General features: G+C 65.9%; 21 protein-coding genes. 15 read left to right on the forward strand and 6 right to left on the reverse strand.

What is annotated here, in order from left to right:
* Positions 1 to 93: 93 nt before the first annotated feature.
* The gene (locus tag ACO07I_RS23735) at positions 94 to 1,296 is read right to left on the reverse strand and encodes a pyridoxal phosphate-dependent aminotransferase (protein WP_422011767.1); all 1,203 of its coding nucleotides are present in this window, start codon (positions 1,294 to 1,296) and stop codon (positions 94 to 96) included.
* Positions 1,297 to 1,433: 137 nt separating this feature from the next.
* Between ACO07I_RS23735 and ACO07I_RS23740 the strand changes: the two genes are divergently transcribed.
* Positions 1,434 to 1,940 (forward strand): hypothetical protein, encoded by a 507-nt coding sequence (locus tag ACO07I_RS23740; RefSeq protein ID WP_422011769.1) that lies wholly within the window; start codon positions 1,434 to 1,436, stop codon positions 1,938 to 1,940.
* Here ACO07I_RS23740 and ACO07I_RS23745 read toward each other — a convergent pair.
* The 3 genes from ACO07I_RS23745 to ACO07I_RS23755 are packed head-to-tail and all read right to left on the reverse strand — an operon-like array spanning position 1,937 to position 5,142.
* Positions 1,937 to 2,755, reverse strand: coding sequence for a transglutaminase family protein (locus ACO07I_RS23745; RefSeq protein ID WP_422011771.1), 819 nt, complete (start codon positions 2,753 to 2,755; stop codon positions 1,937 to 1,939). The two genes, ACO07I_RS23740 and ACO07I_RS23745, sit on opposite strands and share 4 nt — an antisense overlap.
* An 8-nt stretch (positions 2,756 to 2,763) precedes the next feature.
* Positions 2,764 to 3,696 carry an alpha-E domain-containing protein gene (locus tag ACO07I_RS23750; RefSeq protein ID WP_422011773.1) on the reverse strand — a complete coding sequence of 311 codons (933 nt, stop codon included), beginning with the start codon at positions 3,694 to 3,696 and terminating at the stop codon, positions 2,764 to 2,766.
* 9 nt (positions 3,697 to 3,705) lie between these two features.
* The gene (locus tag ACO07I_RS23755) at positions 3,706 to 5,142 is read right to left on the reverse strand and encodes a circularly permuted type 2 ATP-grasp protein (protein WP_422011775.1); all 1,437 of its coding nucleotides are present in this window, start codon (positions 5,140 to 5,142) and stop codon (positions 3,706 to 3,708) included.
* 83 nt (positions 5,143 to 5,225) lie between these two features.
* On the opposite strand from ACO07I_RS23755, the gene ACO07I_RS23760 reads away from it, so the two are divergent.
* Positions 5,226 to 6,215 carry a zinc-dependent alcohol dehydrogenase family protein gene (locus ACO07I_RS23760; RefSeq protein WP_422011777.1) on the forward strand — a complete coding sequence of 330 codons (990 nt, stop codon included), beginning with the start codon at positions 5,226 to 5,228 and terminating at the stop codon, positions 6,213 to 6,215.
* A 16-nt stretch (positions 6,216 to 6,231) separates the two neighbouring features.
* Complete coding sequence (locus ACO07I_RS23765) at positions 6,232 to 6,606, forward strand: nuclear transport factor 2 family protein (protein WP_422011779.1); 375 nt, start codon at positions 6,232 to 6,234, stop codon at positions 6,604 to 6,606.
* 21 nt (positions 6,607 to 6,627) lie between these two features.
* On the opposite strand, the gene ACO07I_RS23770 is transcribed toward ACO07I_RS23765, so the two are convergent.
* On the reverse strand, positions 6,628 to 7,107 hold the full coding sequence (locus tag ACO07I_RS23770) for a peptidylprolyl isomerase (protein WP_422011781.1): 480 nt from the start codon (positions 7,105 to 7,107) through the stop codon (positions 6,628 to 6,630).
* A 364-nt stretch (positions 7,108 to 7,471) separates the two neighbouring features.
* On the opposite strand from ACO07I_RS23770, the gene coxB reads away from it, so the two are divergent.
* From coxB to ACO07I_RS23830, 12 genes are all read left to right on the forward strand, one after another.
* On the forward strand, positions 7,472 to 8,341 hold the full coding sequence (coxB, locus tag ACO07I_RS23775) for a cytochrome c oxidase subunit II (protein ID WP_422011783.1): 870 nt from the start codon (positions 7,472 to 7,474) through the stop codon (positions 8,339 to 8,341).
* Between the two features lie 24 nt (positions 8,342 to 8,365).
* On the forward strand, positions 8,366 to 9,994 hold the full coding sequence (gene ctaD, locus ACO07I_RS23780; RefSeq protein ID WP_422011785.1) for a cytochrome c oxidase subunit I: 1,629 nt from the start codon (positions 8,366 to 8,368) through the stop codon (positions 9,992 to 9,994).
* 48 nt (positions 9,995 to 10,042) lie between these two features.
* Positions 10,043 to 10,975, forward strand: a complete 933-nt coding sequence (gene cyoE, locus ACO07I_RS23785) for a heme o synthase (RefSeq protein WP_422011787.1) — start codon at positions 10,043 to 10,045, stop codon at positions 10,973 to 10,975.
* A gap of 8 nt (positions 10,976 to 10,983) precedes the next feature.
* Positions 10,984 to 11,124: a hypothetical protein gene (locus tag ACO07I_RS23790; protein WP_422011789.1), complete on the forward strand. Its 141-nt coding sequence runs from the start codon at positions 10,984 to 10,986 to the stop codon at positions 11,122 to 11,124.
* Positions 11,121 to 11,723, forward strand: a complete 603-nt coding sequence (locus ACO07I_RS23795) for a cytochrome c oxidase assembly protein (protein WP_422011791.1) — start codon at positions 11,121 to 11,123, stop codon at positions 11,721 to 11,723. The genes ACO07I_RS23790 and ACO07I_RS23795 overlap by 4 nt, the downstream gene beginning before the upstream one ends.
* Before the next feature lie 2 nt (positions 11,724 to 11,725).
* Positions 11,726 to 12,598 carry a cytochrome c oxidase subunit 3 gene (locus tag ACO07I_RS23800; protein ID WP_422011793.1) on the forward strand — a complete coding sequence of 291 codons (873 nt, stop codon included), beginning with the start codon at positions 11,726 to 11,728 and terminating at the stop codon, positions 12,596 to 12,598.
* 66 nt (positions 12,599 to 12,664) lie between these two features.
* Positions 12,665 to 13,027: a DUF983 domain-containing protein gene (locus ACO07I_RS23805; RefSeq protein WP_422011795.1), complete on the forward strand. Its 363-nt coding sequence runs from the start codon at positions 12,665 to 12,667 to the stop codon at positions 13,025 to 13,027.
* 10 nt (positions 13,028 to 13,037) lie between these two features.
* Positions 13,038 to 13,775: an SURF1 family protein gene (locus tag ACO07I_RS23810; RefSeq protein WP_422011797.1), complete on the forward strand. Its 738-nt coding sequence runs from the start codon at positions 13,038 to 13,040 to the stop codon at positions 13,773 to 13,775.
* Positions 13,772 to 15,274, forward strand: coding sequence for a carboxypeptidase M32 (locus ACO07I_RS23815; RefSeq protein ID WP_422011799.1), 1,503 nt, complete (start codon positions 13,772 to 13,774; stop codon positions 15,272 to 15,274). Before ACO07I_RS23810 ends, ACO07I_RS23815 begins: the two co-directional genes overlap by 4 nt.
* Positions 15,275 to 15,283: 9 nt before the next feature.
* Positions 15,284 to 15,535, forward strand: a complete 252-nt coding sequence (locus ACO07I_RS23820; protein WP_422011801.1) for a DUF1272 domain-containing protein — start codon at positions 15,284 to 15,286, stop codon at positions 15,533 to 15,535.
* A gap of 13 nt (positions 15,536 to 15,548) precedes the next feature.
* Positions 15,549 to 16,994 (forward strand): threonine synthase, encoded by a 1,446-nt coding sequence (gene thrC, locus ACO07I_RS23825; protein ID WP_422011803.1) that lies wholly within the window; start codon positions 15,549 to 15,551, stop codon positions 16,992 to 16,994.
* Complete coding sequence (locus tag ACO07I_RS23830) at positions 16,991 to 18,259, forward strand: M16 family metallopeptidase (protein WP_422011805.1); 1,269 nt, start codon at positions 16,991 to 16,993, stop codon at positions 18,257 to 18,259. Before thrC ends, ACO07I_RS23830 begins: the two co-directional genes overlap by 4 nt.
* Positions 18,260 to 18,300: 41 nt before the next feature.
* Here ACO07I_RS23830 and ACO07I_RS23835 read toward each other — a convergent pair whose 3' ends face one another.
* Positions 18,301 to 18,864, reverse strand: a complete 564-nt coding sequence (locus tag ACO07I_RS23835) for an REP-associated tyrosine transposase (RefSeq protein ID WP_422011807.1) — start codon at positions 18,862 to 18,864, stop codon at positions 18,301 to 18,303.
* Between the last annotated feature and the right edge of the window lie 23 nt (positions 18,865 to 18,887).

Raw genomic sequence — 18,887 nt, forward strand, 5'->3', positions numbered from 1 at the left:
TCAGCCGGAGCGAAGCCCACTTGTCATGAAAATCGTTTCACCCCCGCCCGGACGAGTCAAACACCGGGCGGGGATGAATTAGGTCAGCAGTCCTTACGAAAGCGCGGCGCAGGCCCGCTGGATGCGGCGGCCGGCTTCCTCGAGCAGCTCCGTCGCCGTGGCGTAGGAGATGCGGAAGGCGGGGCCCTGGCCGAAGGCCGAGCCCTGAACCACGGAGAGACCCTCGGCTTCGAGCAGGTAGTTCACGAAGTCGGTGTCGTCCTTGATCACCTTGCCGTCGGGCGTCTTCTTGCCGATCAGGCCGGCGCAGGACGGATAGACGTAAAAGGCGCCCTCGGGACGCGGGCACTTGATGCCGTTGCTCTGGTTCAGCATCGACACGATGAGGTCGCGGCGCTGCTTGAAGATGGCGACGTTCTTCGGGATGAAGTCGGTCGGACCGTTGAGCGCGGCCACGGCTGCAGCCTGGCTGATCGAGCTGGCGTTCGAGGTGCTCTGCGACTGCACGGTGATCATGGCGTTGATCAGGTCCTGCGGCCCGGCCGCGTAGCCGATGCGCCAGCCCGTCATGCTGTAGGCCTTCGACACGCCGTTCATCGTCAAGGTGCGGTCGTAGAGGCGCGGCTCGACCTCTGCCGGCGTCGCGAACACGAAGTCGTCGTAGACGAGCTTCTCGTACATGTCGTCGGTGAGGATGTAGACGTGCGGATGCTTCAGCAGGACATCGCACAGCGCGCGGAGGTCGGCCTTGGTGTAGGCCGCACCCGTCGGGTTGCTGGGCGAGTTCAGGATGATCCACTTGGTCTTGGGCGTGATGGCGCGGTCGAGATCTTCCGGCGTCAGCTTGAAGCCGTTCTCTTCCCGGCACTGCACGATCACGGGCGTGCCGTCGCCGAACATCACCATCTCCGGGTACGAGACCCAGTACGGCGCCGGCACGATGACCTCGTCGCCCGGGTTCAAGGTCGCCAGCATGGCGTTGAAGATGATCTGCTTGCCGCCCGAGGTGACGACGGTCTGGCTCGGCTTGTAGTCGAGGCCGTGGTCGCGCTTCATCTTGGCGACGATCGCCTGTCGCAGCGCCGGCGTACCGGGCACCGCGGTGTACTTGGTGTCGTTGTTGCGGATCGCCTGGATCGCCGCTTCCTTGATGTGGTCCGGCGTCGGCATGTCCGGCTCGCCGGCGGCCAGGCCGATCACGTCTTTGCCCGCCGCTTTCATCTCCAGGAACTTGCCCTGCGCGGCATTGGTCGGAGACGGCTTGATGCGGCTGAGACGATCGGCGATGAAAGCCATGACGAATATGCCTCCTTTAGGCATTTTTATGAGCGGCGCGAAGCTAGTCGCCACGCCGGGTTTCCGCAAGGCGAGGACCCGTATTTATCGTCGGGCGGGCCGTACCCGCGCTAGGGCAATGAGGGGTAAAGGGCGAGATGAAGTTCCTGTTCGTGCCGTTGCGGTTCCTCATCTCACCGGTCTTCATCGCAGCGGTCGACGTGATGATCCTGTTCCCGATGGTGCTGTCGATCATCGACATCGTGCAGAGCGTGAACCGGCACAGCGATACACATGAGCCCGTCACCATCGCCTCCACCATCGCCCTGATCATGATCGGCTGGGGGGTGGCGCTGGAGGAGCGGGCGGTCATCCGCAAGCGGTTCGGCGTGTCCGGCGGTGCCGACGAGGAGCGGCAGGTTCGGATCGACGAGATGTGCCACGAGTACGGGGTTGCCCAGCTGGTCCTCGGCCTGTTCGCCGAAATCGCTGTGGCGATGATCAGCCTGCCGGACCGCATCGTGAACACGGTCGGCTACGAACACGCGCTCCTGACGGTTTCGGTCATTCTCATCTCCATCGGTGCGGTCATCCAGCTACGGCATGTCTTCGTGCTGATCGCCACGCTCTGGCGCCGCAAGACCGACCGGGAAGAGGTCGTCTAGTCGATCAGCCGGACGGAGCAGTCCACGACCATCTTCGCGTCGCCGAAGCCAACCCGGCGTCCGCTGACCGGCGCCGCGTCGCGGTAGTCGAGGCCCACCGCGACCCGCAGGCTGTCGCCGCGCGGGCTGATGCCGTTGGCCGGGTCGAAGCCCACCCATTCCAGTCCCGGAACCCAGGCTTCCGCCCAGGAATGGCTGGTGCGGCCGACGTGAAGTTCGGGATCGTCGTTGCGGAGATAGCCGCTGACATAGCGTGCCGGCACGCCGAGGCGGCGGCAGCAGGCGATGAAGATGTGGGCCTCGTCCTGCGCCACACCCGCCCCCCGGGTCAGCGCCTCGACGGCCGTGGTGTCCACGGTGGAGACGCCGGTCTTGTAGGCTACGCGGGCGGAAATCCGCTCCATCAGCTCATGCAGGACAGCGACCCGCTGCGTGGGATCGGCGACGCGATCGGCGAGGCCCTCGATCACCGGATCGAAGCTCGCATCGTGCCGCGCGAGGCCCGTGTTGCGGAGCCAGAAGGGCGCCGGCAGGGTCGGCTCCTCGACATAGCGCAGCCATTGGTCGGTGCCGCTGTATTCGTACACCCCCTGCACGACGATCTCGACGCTGTCGTGTTGCTGGGCGACCGAGAAGGTCGTGACTTGGTTGCCGTGGCCGTCCTTCCATTCCGACTTCTTGCCGGGACCGTCGATGTGCCACGACACGATGCGCTGCGCCGCCGCGGGCTTGGGCGTGAGGCGCACGTCGTGGATCGAATGTCCGGACGGTTGGTCGAACTGAAAGCGGGTGGCGTGATGGACGGAGAAGCGCATGGGTCAGCTCAATCCAGGAGGAACTGTCGGCCGATTTCGTCCGACAAGGTGCCGATGTCGCCGCGCAGCTCGCCCAGGAAACTGGCAAGGCCGATCTCGAAGACCTTGTCGATCCGCGCGTAGCGCAACCTCGCATGCAGCTCGCCCGCCAGCCGGTCCGCCTCGCCGCGCGTGCCATAGGCATCCGCCAGCTCGCGCATGTTGAGGTCGACCATCCAGAGGCAGTGGTGCACCGAGCGCGGCACGTCGCGCCGCAGCATCATCAACTCCGCCACCTTCATGGGGTTGAGGGAGCTGCGGTAGATGCGGCGGTAGGTGCGCACCGCACCGACGCAGGCCAGGAGTTCCGACCAGGCGAAGTAGTCGAGCCCCTCGGCACTGGGATTGCCGTCGGGCCGCAGCAGGTGGAACTTCACGTCGAGGATGCGGCCAGTATTGTCGGCGCGCTCGAGGAAGGCGCCGAGCTGCAGGAAGTTGTTGGCCTCGTCACGCAACAGCGTCACTTGCGCCGCGCCGAAGATCATCACCGCCTGCTTCTTCACCGACTCGATCAGTGCTCCGCGATCGAGCACGGACCGGTCGCCGCGCAGGCGGCCGCTGAGTTCCAGCCACAGCGCGTTCAGGCTCTCCCAGACGTCGACCGTGATGTTGTTGCGTTCCTCGCGGGCGTTGCGCCGCGCCGCGGCGATCGAGTTGACGATCGAGGAGGGGTTGTTCTCGTCGATCACCAGGAAGTCGATCAGGCTGGCGAGACGTTCGCCCTGGGCCTGGCTCTGGCGGAACTCGTCCTCCATGCCGAAGATCGCGGCGACGCCGGCGGCTTCCTCGCCGCGCGACTGAAGGGCCATGCGCTGGGTCGCCTCGATCAGCCGCGCGGTCGACTTGGCGCGCTGCAGGTAGCGACCCATCCAGTAGAGATTCTTGGCGGTACTGCTCAGCATTGGTGGGGCCTACCTGTCGTCCGCCTGGTCGGGCGCCAGGACCCAGGTGTCCTTGGTGCCGCCGCCCTGGCTCGAATTGACGACCAGGGAGCCCTCCTTGAGCGCCACGCGCGTCAGGCCGCCGGGCACGATCGTGATCTTCTTGCCCGAGAGCACGAAGGGGCGGAGGTCGACGTGCCGCGGGGCCACGCCCTGGCTCACGAAGGTGGGGCAGGTCGAGAGCGCCAGCGTCGGCTGGGCGATGTAGTTGTCGGGCCGCGCCTTGAGAAGCCCTGCGAATTCCTCGATTTCCGCCTTGCTCGAGGTCGGGCCGACCAGCATGCCCTTGCCGCCCGAGCCGTGCACTTCCTTCACCACGATCTCGGAGAGATGCTCGAGCACGTATTTGTAGTCGTCGGCGCGGTCGCAGCGCCAGGTCGGCACGTTCTGCAGGATCGGCTCCTCGCCGAGATAGAAGCGCACCATTTCGGGCACGTAGGTATAGGTCGACTTGTCGTCGGCGACGCCGTTGCCCAGCGCGTTGACGATGTTCACGCGGCCGGCGCGCAGGGCGCCCAGCAGGCCGGCCACGCCGAGGAAGGAGTCGGGGCGCATCGCCAGCGGGTCGAGATACGCATCGTCGACCCGGCGGTAGATGACGTCGACCCGCTGCGGTCCGCGCGGCGTGCGCATGTAGACCCGGCTTTCGTCGACGAACAGGTCGGAACCCTTGACCAGCTCGATGCCCATCTCGTCGGCGAGGAAGGCGTGCTCGAAATAGGCGCTGTTGTAGTGACCCGGGGTGAGCAGCACGACGTTTGGCTCGTGGCCGTCGCTGAACGACACCGACCGCAGCGTCGCCAGCAGTTCCTCGGAATAGTCGGCGACCGGCAGGACGCTCATCGCGGCGAACAGTTCGGGCGCCAGCCGCATCATCACTTCGCGATTCTCGAGCACGTAGGACACGCCGGACGGCGTGCGGACATTGTCCTCGAGGACGTAGAAGTCCTTCTCGCCGACACGAACGAGGTCGATGCCGGCAATATGGGCATGCACGCCGCCGGGGAGCTGCAGCCCCTGGGCCATGGCGACGAACTCGCCGTTCATCAGGATCTGTTCTTCGGGGATGATGCCGGCGCGGCATATTTCGCGCTGGCCATAGGCGTCGCTCAGGAAGGCGTTGAGGGCGCGCACGCGCTGCGACAGGCCTTTGTGCAGGAACTGCCACTCGTCGTACGCGATGACCCGCGGGATGATGTCGAAGGGGATCGTCGTCTCGGACCCCTCGGCCGCGCCATAGGCGCCGAAGGTGATGCCGTGCCGCCGGTAGAAGAGGTCGACCTCTCTTCGTGTCGCCTCCAACCGTTCGGGTGAGGTCCGGGCCAGCCAGTCGGCGACGCCGCGATAGGGCACGCGGATCGAACCGTCGGTGCCCGAATTCATCTCATCGAATACCTTGGCGGCCATCCGGCATTTCACCCCCTGTCAAAGCACCATATAAGCAATCGACGGGCCAACAAAGTGCCTGTGACGAGCGGAGGAGGCGCGGCATGAAGCAGGTGCTGATCGATCGGTACGGGACACCGTGGGACGTGGCGCGCTGTGCCGAAGTCCCCGACGTGGGCGAGCCGGCGGCCGACGAGGTCGTCTTCGACGTGCTGGCCTTCCCGATCAATCCCGCCGACATGTGGTTCTGCAAGGGAAGCTACCGGCTGAAGCCGCCGTTGCCCGCCACGCCCGGCGCCGAATGCGTCGGCCGCGTCTCGGCGGTCGGATCGGCCGTGAAGCACGTCAAGGCGGGTGACCTGGTCATCAACCTGCAGCGCGAGAACTGGACGCAGCGGCGCCGGGTGAAGGGCGACGATGCCATCCCGCTGCCGGCCGGCATCGACCTGCGGCAGGCCGCGATGGTGCGAATCAACCCGCCGACAGCGCGGCTCATGCTGTCGGACTTCGTCGATCTGGCGGCGGGCGAGTGGGTGATCCAGAACGTGGCCAACTCGGCGGTCGGGCGGCTGCTGATCGTGCAGGCGCATCAGCGCGGGCTGCGCACCGTCAACGTCGTGCGCAGGGCGGAGCTCGCAGACGAGCTGAAGGCGCTGGGCGCCGACGTCGTGCTGGTCGACGGCGACGATCTCGCAGCGCGCGTCGCCGGAGCCACCGGCAATGCCGCGATCCGGCTTGGCATCGAGGCGATCGGCGGCGCGGCCACGGGGCGCATCGTCGACTGCGTCGCGACGGAGGGCACCGTCGTGCACTACGGCTCGATGAGCGGCGAGGATCCCAGGGTGGGGCGCAGCAATCTGATCTACCGCGGAATCAAGCTGACCGGGTTCATGCTGGGCCGGGGCCTCGCCCGGCGCGACGCGGCGAAGATCCGGGAAATCTATGCGGAACTGGCGGCGCAAGTGGTCGCCGGTACGCTTTACGCCCCTGTGGACAGCGTCTATCCGATCGAGAAGATCAAGGAAGCGCTGGCACATGCCGACAGGGGCGGGCGCAACGGCAAGATCCTGGTGGCGCCCAACGGCGCGATTTGAAAGAGGGAGAAGCGAGATGAGTTCCGACGTCGCGGCGATCGAGAAGGTGCTGCAGGTCTATTTCGACGGACTGTACGAGGGCGACACGAAGAAGCTGGGCGAGGCCTTCCATCCCGCCTCGCACCTGTACAGTGCAGGTGCCGACGGCAAGGCCGCGGACATGCCGCGCGCCGACTGGTTCAAGATGGTCGAGAGCCGCAAGTCGGCCAAGGAGAGCGGCAGCGAGCGGCGTGACCGCATCGTGTCGATCGATTTTTCAGGTCCGACCACGGCCTTCGCCAAGGTCGAATGCCAGATCCCGCCGCGCTACTTCACGGACTATCTGACACTTCTAAAAGTAGAAGGCCGTTGGCAGGTCATTGCCAAGGCCTTCCACACCGTTACCAAGTAGGATGAGCGGGACGCGAGGAGCCTAGCTCTTCGCGTCCGCCGCGACCTGGACCTTGATCATCTTGTCCGCCGGGGCGGACACGGCGCCCGAGCCCGGCGCGCCCTTCTTGATCTTGTCCACGAACTCCATGCCGGACGTGACCTTGCCCCAGACGGTGTACTGGCCGTCGAGGAAGTTCGAGTCCTTGAAGACGATGAAGAACTGGCTGCGGGCGCTGTTCGGATCGTTGGTGCGGGCCATCGAGACCGAGCCTCGGCTGTGCGGCTCCTTGGAGAACTCGGCCTTGAGCGTCTCGCCCATGCCGCCGGTGCCCGTGCCCGTCGGGTCGCCGGTCTGGGCCATGAAGCCGTCGATCACGCGGTGGAAGACAACGCCGTCGTACTTGCCCTCGCGCGCCAGCTTCTTGATCTGGGCGACGTGGTTGGGGGCGAGGTCCGGACGCATCTCGATGACGACTCGGCCGTCCTTGAGGTCGATGTAGAGGGTATTTTCCTTATCCATGGCGGAGGCTGCTCCTGCGAACATGAGAATGACGGCAAGGACGGGCGTCAGAAAGGCGAGCCGCATGACGATTTCCTTAGACGATTCCGCGGTCTTGCCGCGGCCGGCGGGACCTTAATGGCCGGTCTCCGAAAGACAAGCGGCAACTTCGGGGCGGGGGCCGCGCGCGGCAGGGGCGAACGGGCGCCGTCCGGACTGATCTTTATCCCGGCCCGCGCGGCGGCTGCGACCGGCCGCCACATACCGACGGGGACTGAAAACCCGTTACCACCCACGGCTATATCTGGTACTAACCCGTTTGAAATGCGGGGGATTTTGCGGGTCGGAAAACCTGCCGGATCTGAACCGCCGAGGGGACGGATGCATGGTCGTTAAGCGCGTATTGGGCGTCGTTGGACTGTTGGCGGCATTGGCCGGATTCGGCATGGCCGCGCCGGCCCAGGCGCAGAAGGTCATCGGTGTGCCGCATGATTGGCAGCTGAACTTCCCGCCGGCTTACACGCCGATCATGGAGCGGGTGGAATCGCTGCACGATCTGCTGCTGGTGATCATCACCCTCATCTGCATCTTCGTGCTGTTGCTGCTGGTGTACGCGGTTTGGCGTTTCCACGCCCGCCGCAACCCGACGCCGACGACGGTGACCCACAACACGCTGCTCGAGATCGCCTGGACGATCATCCCGATCCTGATCCTCGTGGTCATCGCCATTCCGTCCTTCCGCCTGCTCTACTACAGCGACAAGGCGACCGAGGCGGGCCTCACGGTCAAGGTCACCGGTCACCAGTGGTACTGGTCGTACAATTACCCCGATCAGGGCGATTTCACGGTCGAGAGCCGCATGCTGAGCGAGGCCGATCGTGCCAAGACCAAGCCGCAGGTGCCGCGCCTGCTGGCCGTCGACGAGGAAATGGTGATCCCGGCCAACACCGTGGTGCGCATCGTCGGCACGGCCGAGGGCGGCAGCATGCACGGTTGGACCGTCCCTGGCTTCGGCATCAAGAAGACCGTGATTCCGGGCCGCATCAACGAGGGCTGGATCAGCGTCAAGGAAGAAGGCCTGTACTTCGGCCAGTGCTCGCAGATCTGCGGCCAGAACCACAGCTTCATGCCGATCGGCATTCGCGTGGTTTCCAAGGCCGACTTCGATAAATGGGTTGCCGACAAGAAGAAGGCCGCCGGGCTCGCGCCCGCGACCGACGTCGCGTCTGCCGCCCCCACTCCCGCCACCCGCTAAGCGCTTCTCCGCAGGAGATCAAGAATGGCCACCGCGCACGGCGCAGCCCACACCGCCCACGGGCATGACGACCACACTCCCACCGGTTTCAAGCGGTGGGTGTACAGCACGAATCATAAGGACATCGGCACGATGTACCTTATCTTCTCGATCTTCGCGGCGCTGATCGGGGCAGGGTTCTCCGTCTACATGCGCCTCGAGCTGATGCAGCCGGGCGTCCAGTACTTCAACGGCGCCGACGGCACGCCGGACGGTCATTTCTGGAACACGATCGTGACGGCGCACGGCCTGATCATGGTGTTCTTCGTGGTCATGCCGGGACTGATCGGCGGCTTCGGCAACTGGTTCGTGCCGCTCATGATCGGCGCGCCGGACATGGCGTTCCCGCGCATGAACAACATCAGCTTCTGGCTGTTGCCCCCGGCCTTCATCCTGCTCCTGATGTCGGCCCTGATCGGTGGCGGCGTGGGCACCGGTTGGACGATCTATCCGCCGCTCACGATCAACCAGGGCGCCGGCATGGACCTGGCGATCTTCTCGCTGCATATCGCGGGTGCCTCGTCGATCCTGGGTGCGATCAATTTCATCACGACCATCCTGAACATGCGTGCGCCGGGCATGACGCTGCATCGCATGCCGCTGTTCGCCTGGTCGGTTCTGGTCACCGCGTTCCTGCTGCTGCTGGCGCTGCCGGTCCTCGCCGGCGCCATCACGATGCTGCTGACCGACCGCAACTTCGGCACCTCGTTCTTCAAGCCCGAGGGCGGCGGTGACCCGGTGCTGTTCCTGAACCTGTTCTGGTTCTTCGGTCACCCCGAAGTCTACATCATGATCCTGCCGGCCTTCGGCATCATCAGCCACATCATCTCGACCTTCGCCAGGAAGCCGATCTTCGGCTACCTCGGAATGGCCTATGCAATGGTTGCGATCGGTGTCGTCGGCTTCGTGGTGTGGGCGCACCACATGTACACGGTAGGCCTCGACGTCGACACGCGTGCCTACTTCGTGGCTGCCACTATGGTGATCGCGGTTCCGACGGGCGTGAAGATCTTCTCGTGGATCGCCACCATGTGGGGCGGCTCTATCCGCCTCACGATCCCGATGCTGTGGGCGATCGGCTTCATCTTCCTGTTCACCGTCGGCGGCGTGACCGGCGTCGTCCTGGCCAATGCCGGCGTCGACTACTCGCTGCACAACACCTACTACGTGATCGCGCACTTCCATTACGTGCTGTCGCTCGGTGCGGTGTTCGGCATGTTCGCCGGCTTCTACTACTGGATCGGCAAGATGTCGGGCCGGCAGTATCCGGAATGGGCGGCGCAGATCCACTTCTGGGTCACCTTCGTTGCCGTGAACCTGACCTTCTTCCCGATGCACTTCTCGGGTCTCGCCGGCATGCCGCGCCACTACGTCGACTATCCCGACGCCATGTCGCACTGGAACTACCTCTCCTCGATCGGCGCGTTCATGTCGTTCGGCGCGACCCTGTTCTGGCTGGTCTTCGTGGTGTTCGGCACGCTGCTGTACGGCCGCAAGGTCGGTGCGAACTACTGGGGCGAGGGCGCCACGACGCTGGAATGGACGGTGTCTTCGCCGCCGCCGTTCCACACGTTCGAGGATCTGCCGCACATCTCCCCCACGGCGAACCACTAGGAACGGAGCGGAGGCGCCCCAAGAAGGCGCCTTCGCCTTGAAAGGCCTATGAGCGACACCGCGCACACATTCACGGGAAGCATCGAGGGGGCCGCGACGCCTGCGCGCGTTCGCGACTACATCGATCTGCTGAAGCCGCGCGTGATGTCGCTGGTGGTCTTCACCGGCTGGATCGGCGTGTTGATCGCGCCGGTGCATGTCCATCCGTTCAAGGCCGCACTGGCGGTTCTGGCCATCGCCCTGGGCTCGGGCGCGGCCGGCGCCATCAACATGTGGTACGAGCGCGACCTCGACGCGCTGATGGCCCGGACCCGCAACCGGCCGCTGCCGGCGGGGCGCGTGGCACCGGACGATGCGCTGGGCCTCGGCGTGCTGCTGTCGATCTTCTCGGTGCTGTTGATGGCGGTGTCGACGAACCTCGTGGCGGCGGCGCTGCTCTCCGCGGCGATCCTGTTCTACGTCTTCATCTACACGATCTGGCTGAAGCGCCGGACGCCTCAGAACATCGTGATCGGTGGCGCGGCCGGAGCCTTTCCGCCGATGATCGGCTGGGCCGCGGCGACTGGCGACGTGTCCGCCGTCGGCATCGCACTCTTCCTGCTGGTGTTCCTCTGGACCCCGCCGCATTTCTGGGCGCTGGCGCTCTATCGCAGCGACGACTATCGCCGCGCGGGCGTGCCGATGCTGCCGGTGGTGGCGGGGCCGCGCGAAACCAAGCGGCAGATGCTGATCTACACCCTGCTGCTGTTGCCGGTCGCCCTGGCGCCGACGCTGCTGGGAGCGGTCGGCTGGCTCTACGGGACGGTCGCCCTGGCGCTCAGCCTCGGATTCATCGGCCACTCGATCGCGGTCTGGCGCACGGCGGACGACGAAACCGCCTTCCGCGCCGCGCGCAAGATGTTCCGCTATTCGCTGATCTATCTCGCCGTCCTGTTCGCGGCGCTGCCGGTCGATCTCGTCGTGAGCCGGATCGCGGGATGAGTGCGGCCATGGCACAGGACCGTCGACCGGGCGATACCGACATGCACCGCCGCCAGCGCGGCAAGAACCTGTTCATCGCGGGATTTCTCGTGGTGCTGGTGGTCCTGTTCTTCGCCCTGACGATCGTGCGCATGGGAGGCTACGGATGACGGACGACACGCCCGACACCGCCGCCAAGAACAAGCGGCTGGCGCGGCGCCTTTTCCTCGTCACGGCGGGCATGGGTGGCTTCGCCTACGCCTCGGCGCCGCTCTACGACCTGTTCTGCCGCACCACCGGCTTCGGCGGGACGCCGGTCGTGGCCCAGAGCGGAGACCGTCCGATCCTGGACCGTACGGTCAAGGTGCGCTTCGATTCCAACGTCGACACGTCGCTGCCCTGGAAGTTCCAGCCGCTGCAGCGCGAAGTCACGGTCCGGCTGGGCGAGGAGTATCTCGCCTACTACCGCGTGACCAATCTCTCGCAGCGCCCGGCGGTCGGCACCTCGACCTACAACGTCACGCCTGAAACGGCGGGCGGCTGGTTCAACAAGCTCCAATGCTTCTGCTTCACCGAGCAGTTGCTGCTGCCCGGGCAGTCGGTGGACATGCCCGTGATCTTCTTCGTCGATCCCGACATGGACAAGGATCGGCGCTACGACAACATCCGGACCATCACGCTCTCATACACATTCTTCGAGGCGAAGACGGAACGGGCCAGGACCTTGCTGGGCGGATTGCCCGGCAGCGATATCGGAAAGGGTGGATGAACATGGCCGGCGGTACTCCCAAGCATCCCTATCACCTGGTCGACCCGAGCCCGTGGCCGGCCCTGGGCTCGTTCGCGGCCCTGGTGCTGGCGCTGGGCTTCGGCTTTGCGCTCCATCCTGACATGCTGGGCCAGGGCTTCGGCACCTTCATGAAGAAGGTGCACTGGTGGGGGCTGGTCCCCGGCCTGCTGCTGGTTCTGGGCGTCATGTACTGGTGGTGGTCCGACGTCATCGCCGAGTCGCGCGTCTACCACACGGCCGTCGTGCAGCTCGGCCTGCGCTACGGCATGATCCTGTTCATCGCCTCGGAAGTGCTGTTCTTCGCGGCCTTCTTCTGGGCTTTCTTCGACGCGTCTCTCTATCCGGGCGCACCGAACCAGCCAGTCCGCACCGAGGCCACTGGCGGCATCTGGCCGCCGAAGGGCATCAGCATCATCGCGCCGTTCGACCTGCCGCTGATGAACACGCTGATCCTGCTCCTGTCGGGCACCACGGCGACCTGGGCGCATCACTCGATCATCGAGGGCAACCAGAAGGACGCCGTGCGCGGACTGCTCTGCACTGTCCTTCTCGGTATGATCTTCACGGGCGTCCAGGCCTACGAGTACCTTCACGCGCCGTTCACGTTCGGCCAGGACATCTATACGTCGACCTTCTTCATGGCGACCGGCTTCCACGGCTTCCACGTTCTGGTCGGCACGATCTTCCTGATCGTCTGCCTGATCCGTGCCGCCAAGGGCCAGTTCAAGCCCAAGCAGCATTTCGGCTTCGAGGCCGCTGCCTGGTACTGGCACTTCGTCGACGTGGTGTGGCTGTTCCTGTTCTTCTGCATCTACTGGTGGGGTGCCGGCAAGGCACCGATCGCCCTGCACTGAGGCAGACATAGAGGCTATCTTGGAACCGCCGGGTGCTCCCCGGCGGTTCGTCTTTGGGAGACACCCTTGTCCGACTGGCCCCGCCAATCGCCCTTTGACGTCGCCCTGCGCGGCGCTTGTCCGCGCTGCGGCAAGGGACGGCTGTTCGCCGGCCTGCTGAACGTCGTGGATCGCTGTGAGTCGTGCGGCCTCGACCTGCGCGGCAACGATGCCGGCGACGGGCCGGCGGTGTTCGTCATCCTGGGACTTGGCGCCATCATCATGATGCTCGTCTTCTGGGTCGAGTTCCGCTACGAGCCGCCGTGGTGGCTGCACGTCGTCATCTGGCTGCCGCTCACCTTCGGGCTGGCCGTCGGGATGCTGCGCTTCCTCAAGGCGCTGCTGGTTGCCCAGCAGTTCGTCCATCGCACGACCGAACTCGACGAGTAGAGGAGACACCATGATCCGGCTGAGGCCTGCTCTCTGGCCCACGCTCGTCTCGCTGCCCATCCTGGTTCTCTCGCTGAGCCTCGGCTTCTGGCAGATGGAGCGCCGCGAGTGGAAGCGCGACATCATCGATCGCATCGCCGCCAACCAGGCGGCGCCGCCGATGACGCTCGACCAGCTGCTGAGCGGCATTCCGCTGCGCCACGAATACGGGCGCGTGAAGGTCAGCGGCACTTTCGAGCATGGCCACGAGTTTTTCCTGGCCGCACGCAGCCTGAAGAACAAGGTCGGCCTGCAGGTCATCGTCCCGCTGAAGACCGACGATGGCCGCATCGTCCTGTTCGATCGCGGCTGGGTCCCGGACCGCGCCGCCGCGACACAGGCTGCGGCGCAGCCGTCGGGCCGCGTCGAACTCACCGGTCTGGTGCGCCGATCGCAGATCCGGGCGCGGTTCGCGCCCGAGAACGTGCCGGAGAAGAACGTCTGGTTTCAGGCCGACGTGCCGCTGATGCGCAAGATGGCGGGCGCTCCGCCGGATCCCAAGCTGGACACGTTCTTCCTCGAGTCCGATGCCACGCCCAATCCGGGGGGCATCCCGGTCGGCGGCCAGACGCGGCTCGAAATCCCCAACGATCATCTCCAGTACGCCATCACCTGGTTCCTGATCGCCCTCGCGCTGTCCGGCGTCTATCTCGCCTATCACTGGGAGAACGGCCGGCTGGAGATCAACGGACGCAAGAAGAGCACATGATCGCCAACGATCCCTATGCCGAGCTGGAGCGCCGCTTCGCGCGGCTGAGCGCCCTCGGTCGCGCGTCGGCGATCCTGAACTGGGACCGTTCGACGATGATGCCGGACGGCGCCACCGAGGATCGCGCCGACCAGCTCGCCACCCTGGGCGTGATCGCCCACGAGATCATTTCGGCGCCCGAGATGCCCGATCTCCTGGCGCGCGCCGAGGAAGGCAGCGCCTCACTCGATGCCTGGCAGGCGGCGAACCTGCGCGAGATGAGGCGGTCCTGGGTGCACGAGAGCGCGCTGCCCTCCGACCTCGTGGAGGCGCGCACGCGGGCCTGCTCGGCCTGCGAGCACGCCTGGCGCTCCGCGAGAAAGAATGCCGACTTCAAATCGCTGCTGCCGACCCTTACCGAGGTGCTGAACATCATGCGGCGGGTCGGCGAGGCCAAGGCCGCCGCGCTGGGCACGTCGCCGTACGACGCGCTGCTCGACGAGTTCGAACCCGGCGGCCGCTCGGCGCGCATCGATGCGCTGTTCGACGAGTTGCGTGGGTTCCTGCCGGATCTGCTGGGCCGCGTGCTCGAGCACCAGAGGAGCCGGCCCGAGCCCTTGCCGCTCGAGGGACCGTTTCCCGTCGAGGCGCAGCGCCGGCTGGGCGAGGAGCTGATCCGCCGGATCGGCTTCGACTTCCATCACGGCAGGCTCGACGTATCGGCGCATCCCTTTACCGGCGGGACGTCCGACGATGTGCGCATCACCACGCGCTACGACGAGGCGGATTTCGCCCGTTCGCTGATGGGCGTGCTGCACGAGACAGGGCACGGCCTCTATGAGGCGGGCCTGCCCAGGGCCTGGCGGCGCCAGCCGGTCGGTCACGCGCGCGGCATGACCCTGCACGAGAGCCAGTCGCTGCTGATGGAGATGCAGGCCTGCCGCAGCGACGCGTTTCTCGCCTTCGCGGCGCCGCGCATGCGCGCCGCCTTCGGCAAGGACGGGCCGGCCTGGACCGAAAAGAACGTCCATCGGCTCTATACGCGCGTGGCGCCGGGGTTCATCCGCGTCGATGCCGACGAGGTCACCTATCCGCTGCACATCATGCTGCGCTACCGGCTGGAGCGGGCAATGCTGGCGGGCGACCTCGCGCTGGCCGATCTGCCGGGCGCGTGGAACGACGGCATGCGGGAACTGCTCGGCATCGTGCCGCCGGACGATTCGATGGGTTGCCTGCAGGACATCCATTGGCCCGACGGTGGGTGGGGCTATTTCCCGACCTATACGCTGGGGGCGCTGGCTGCGGCCCAGCTCTTCGCCGCCGCCCGCCGCGCCCATCCCGGCCTGATGGACGCCATCGGGCAGGGCGATTTCGCCCCGCTGCTGGATTGGCTACGCACCAATGTACACGGCAAGGGCTCGATCGCGACGACAGACGAGATCCTGACAGAAGCCACCGGCGCGCCTCTGGGCGCCGCGGCGTTCAAAGCCCATCTGGAAAGCCGCTACCTCCAGGCGTAAGAGGGACCCATGCTCGACCTTCGTCCGAACTGCGAATGCTGCGACAAGGACCTGCCCAACGGCGCGTCCGACGCCCTGATCTGCACCTTCGAGTGCACATTCTGCACAGACTGCGCGCAAACCCGCCTGGGCGGCCATTGCCCGAACTGCGGCGGCGATCTGGTCAAGCGTCCGACCCGCCCCGAGAGGGCACTGGCCAAGTTCCCGGCCTCCACCAAGCGGGTCCGCAAGGACCACGAGGCCTGTCGGCAGGTCGCCTAGCCGGAGGAATCCTTTGCGTTACATCAGCACCCGCCACGGCTCGCAGGGCAATCCTGCGCCGCTCGGCTTCGAAGACATCATGCTCGCGGGCCTCGCCCGTGACGGCGGCCTCTACCTGCCCGCCGAATGGCCGCAGTTCAGCAAGGCCGAGATCGCGGCTCTGAAGGGGCTGAGCTATACCGAGCTCGCCTTCCGCATCATGAAGCCGTTCGTCGGCGACACTTTCGACGACACGACCTTCCGTCGCCTGATCGGCGAGGCCTATGCCTCGTTCGAGACGCCGGAAGTCGCGCCGCTGAAGCCGCTGGGCGATTCGGGCCTGCATCTGCTCGAGCTGTTCCACGGCCCGACGCTCGCCTTCAAGGACGTGGCGCTGCAGCTCCTCGGCCGCATGCTCGACCAGACCCTGACGACCCGCGGCCAGCACGCCACCATCGTCGGTGCCACGTCGGGCGATACGGGCTCGGCCGCCATCGAGGCGGTGCGCGACCGCAAGACCATCGACATCTTCATGCTGTTCCCGCACGGCCGCGTGAGCGAGGTCCAGCGTCGGCAGATGACGACGGTGCTGGCGCCCAACGTCCACAACATCGCGGTGCAGGGTACGTTCGACGACTGCCAGGACCTCGCCAAGGCCTGCTTCAATGATCTGGCGTTCCGCGACCGGCATGCGCTGACGGCGGTGAACTCGATCAACTTCGCCCGCGTGATGGCGCAGATCGTCTATTATTTCTGGGCGGCGCTGAAGCTCGGCGCCCCGGATCGCCCCGTGGCGTTCAGCGTGCCCAGCGGCAATTTCGGCAATGTCTATGCGGGCTATGCGGCGAAGCAAATGGGCCTGCCGATCTCGCACTTCGTGGTCGGCGCCAACAGCAACGACATCCTGGCGCGCTTCTTCGAGAGCGGCACGATGACGACCTCCGGGGTCGTGCCGACGCTGAGCCCCAGCATGGACATCCAGATCTCGAGCAACTTCGAGCGCCTGCTGTTCGATCTCTACGAACGCGACGGTGTCGCCCTGGCCGACGCCATGACCGCGTTCCGCAGCACCGGCACGCTGAAGGTCGGCGGCAACGTGCTGGCCGGCATCCGCCAGCTCTTCGACGCAGGCCGGCTGGACGATGCCGGCACGCTGGCGGCGATGAAGGACTGCCTGACCCGTTTCGGCGAGACGATCGATCCGCACACCGCGGTGGGCTATGCGCTGGCCCAGCAGCACCGACGCGATCCCGCCATTCCCATGGTCGTGCTGGCGACGGCGCATCCCGCCAAGTTCCCCGACGCCGTCGAGAAGGCGACCGGCCAGCGGCCGCGCCTGCCGGAGCGGCTCGGCGACCTGCTGGACCGGGCCGAGCGCGCCGACGGCATGCCGAACGATGTCGCGGCCCTAAAATCCATGATCGACGAACGACGGGAGATGGCCGCCGCGCCCGTAGCCAGAACCAAGGTGCGCACGTGAGCAATGTGAAGGTTACGACGCTGGGCAACGGCCTGCGGATCGCCGTCGACCCGATGCCCGAGGTGGAATCGGCATCGCTCGGCATCTGGGTCGGCTGCGGCACCCGCCACGAGACGGCGGAATTGAACGGCATGGCCCACATGCTGGAGCACATGGCGTTCAAGGGCACCCGCACCCGCAGCGCGCGCGCCATCGCCGAGGAGATCGAGAATGTCGGCGGCAGCCTGAACGCCTATACCGGCCGCGAGATCACCGCCTATCACGCCTCTGTCCTGAAAGAGGACGTGGCTCTGGGCATCGAGATGGTGTCGGACATCCTGCGCAACTCGGTGTTCGATCCCGATGAGCTGCAGCGCGAGCGTGGCGTCATCCTGCAGGAGATCGGCCAGGCCCTCGACACGCCCGACGACCTGATCTTCGACCAGTTCCAGGAGACCGCCCTGCCGGGCCAGCCGCTCGGCCGGCCGGTGCTGGGCACCGCCACGTCGGTCGAGGCGATCGGCCGCGACGATCTCTTCGCCTACCTCGCGCGTCACTACACGGCCGGAAACATGGTCCTGTCGGCGGCCGGGCGGGTCGAGCACGACCAGATCGTCGATCTCGCGGAGAAGCATTTCGGCTCGGTGCCGCGCACGCCCGCCAATGCCGAGCGGCCGGTCCCGCTGGCCTATGTCGGCGGCGATGGCCGCGAACAGCGTGTGCTCGAGCAGGCGCATCTCGTGCTGGGGTGCGAGGGCATCGGCTATCGTGACCCCGACTATTTTGCGTTGGCGATCTACTCGACGCTGTTCGGCGGCGGCATGTCCTCGCGCCTGTTCCAGCGCATCCGCGAGGAGCGGGGGCTGGTCTACGGCATCCACTGCTTCAATACAGCCTATGCCGATGGCGGCCTGTTCGGCATCTATGCCGGCACCGGCGAGGACGATCTGGCGGAACTGGTACCTGCCGTGTGCGAGGAATTCGTCACTGTGGCCGATACGCTGAACGAGCAGGAACTCGTGCGCGCCCGCAACCAGATCAAGGCCGGCACGCTGATGGCCCTCGAATCGAGCGGCGCGCGCTGCGAGCAGGCGGCGCGCCACCTGATCGTCCACGGCCGCACCATCCCCTACGCGGAGATCGTGTCGCGCATCGAGGCGGTCGACCAGGACGCCGTGCGCCGAGTCGCTCGCCGCCTGCTGAAGGGCGAACTCACCCTCGCCGCCCTGGGCCCGATCGATGGTCTGGAATCGCTCGACAAGATCGCCGGCCGCCTCGCGGCCTGATCTGCATCAAAGGAGCGCGCAACTCCAGTTGCGCTCATCGCTCATCTCTTCGATTGTGTGCGACGCCTGATATGACTCCACGGCCAATCGGCAGCATCGACGACGAGGCCGGCCTTCACCGGATTGTTCTCGATGTAGCTGACTGTGGATTCGAAATGCCGTTCATCGCGGATGTACGTATCCCAGTAGTCGTCCTGCCAGAATGGCCCTGAGCGGCCTATCGCCTGATTCGCCATGCGGGCGGAGAATCTCTTCCATGAACCGACGACAGATCCCAGCGAGTGCTTGCCGAAGAGCTCGATGAGGACATGGACATGGTTGGGCATGATCGTCCACGCAATCAGGCGATAGCGTTCACCATCGAAGTGTAGAAGGGCGGACTCCACGACTTCTGCAATTTGCTGCCGTCGGAGCCAGCAGGCCCCCAAGCCTGCATCCAAGAAGGCGTCACGCTCGGAAATGGTGATCGATCCGGCTGCAGCCCGGAGTCTCTCGATTGATTCCACCGGAAGGCTGTCGGCCAGCCGGAATGTCACGAACTGCAGCGTTTCGGGCGAATCGAAATGCGGAAGGTATCCGCGAGAATGCCAGCCTTTCGGGCTCATCGGGGAGCGCAACTGCAGTTGCG

This window comes from Reyranella sp., assembly GCF_965227665.1.
Classification (GTDB): Bacteria; Pseudomonadota; Alphaproteobacteria; order Reyranellales; family Reyranellaceae; genus Reyranella.

Bases quoted from the DNA above. Each gene is read 5' to 3' on its own strand.
- ACO07I_RS23735 (WP_422011767.1), bottom strand. From the start codon at position 1,296: ATGGCTTTCATCGCCGATCGTCTCAGCCGCATCAAGCCGTCTCCGACC.
- ACO07I_RS23740 (WP_422011769.1), top strand. From the start codon at position 1,434: ATGAAGTTCCTGTTCGTGCCGTTGCGGTTCCTCATCTCACCGGTCTTC.
- ACO07I_RS23745 (WP_422011771.1), bottom strand. From the start codon at position 2,755: ATGCGCTTCTCCGTCCATCACGCCACCCGCTTTCAGTTCGACCAACCG.
- ACO07I_RS23750 (WP_422011773.1), bottom strand. From the start codon at position 3,696: ATGCTGAGCAGTACCGCCAAGAATCTCTACTGGATGGGTCGCTACCTG.
- ACO07I_RS23755 (WP_422011775.1), bottom strand. From the start codon at position 5,142: ATGGCCGCCAAGGTATTCGATGAGATGAATTCGGGCACCGACGGTTCG.
- ACO07I_RS23760 (WP_422011777.1), top strand. From the start codon at position 5,226: ATGAAGCAGGTGCTGATCGATCGGTACGGGACACCGTGGGACGTGGCG.
- ACO07I_RS23765 (WP_422011779.1), top strand. From the start codon at position 6,232: ATGAGTTCCGACGTCGCGGCGATCGAGAAGGTGCTGCAGGTCTATTTC.
- ACO07I_RS23770 (WP_422011781.1), bottom strand. From the start codon at position 7,107: ATGGATAAGGAAAATACCCTCTACATCGACCTCAAGGACGGCCGAGTC.
- coxB (WP_422011783.1), top strand. From the start codon at position 7,472: ATGGTCGTTAAGCGCGTATTGGGCGTCGTTGGACTGTTGGCGGCATTG.
- ctaD (WP_422011785.1), top strand. From the start codon at position 8,366: ATGGCCACCGCGCACGGCGCAGCCCACACCGCCCACGGGCATGACGAC.
- cyoE (WP_422011787.1), top strand. From the start codon at position 10,043: ATGAGCGACACCGCGCACACATTCACGGGAAGCATCGAGGGGGCCGCG.
- ACO07I_RS23790 (WP_422011789.1), top strand. From the start codon at position 10,984: ATGGCACAGGACCGTCGACCGGGCGATACCGACATGCACCGCCGCCAG.
- ACO07I_RS23795 (WP_422011791.1), top strand. From the start codon at position 11,121: ATGACGGACGACACGCCCGACACCGCCGCCAAGAACAAGCGGCTGGCG.
- ACO07I_RS23800 (WP_422011793.1), top strand. From the start codon at position 11,726: ATGGCCGGCGGTACTCCCAAGCATCCCTATCACCTGGTCGACCCGAGC.
- ACO07I_RS23810 (WP_422011797.1), top strand. From the start codon at position 13,038: ATGATCCGGCTGAGGCCTGCTCTCTGGCCCACGCTCGTCTCGCTGCCC.
- ACO07I_RS23815 (WP_422011799.1), top strand. From the start codon at position 13,772: ATGATCGCCAACGATCCCTATGCCGAGCTGGAGCGCCGCTTCGCGCGG.
- ACO07I_RS23820 (WP_422011801.1), top strand. From the start codon at position 15,284: ATGCTCGACCTTCGTCCGAACTGCGAATGCTGCGACAAGGACCTGCCC.
- ACO07I_RS23835 (WP_422011807.1), bottom strand. From the start codon at position 18,864: ATGAGCCCGAAAGGCTGGCATTCTCGCGGATACCTTCCGCATTTCGAT.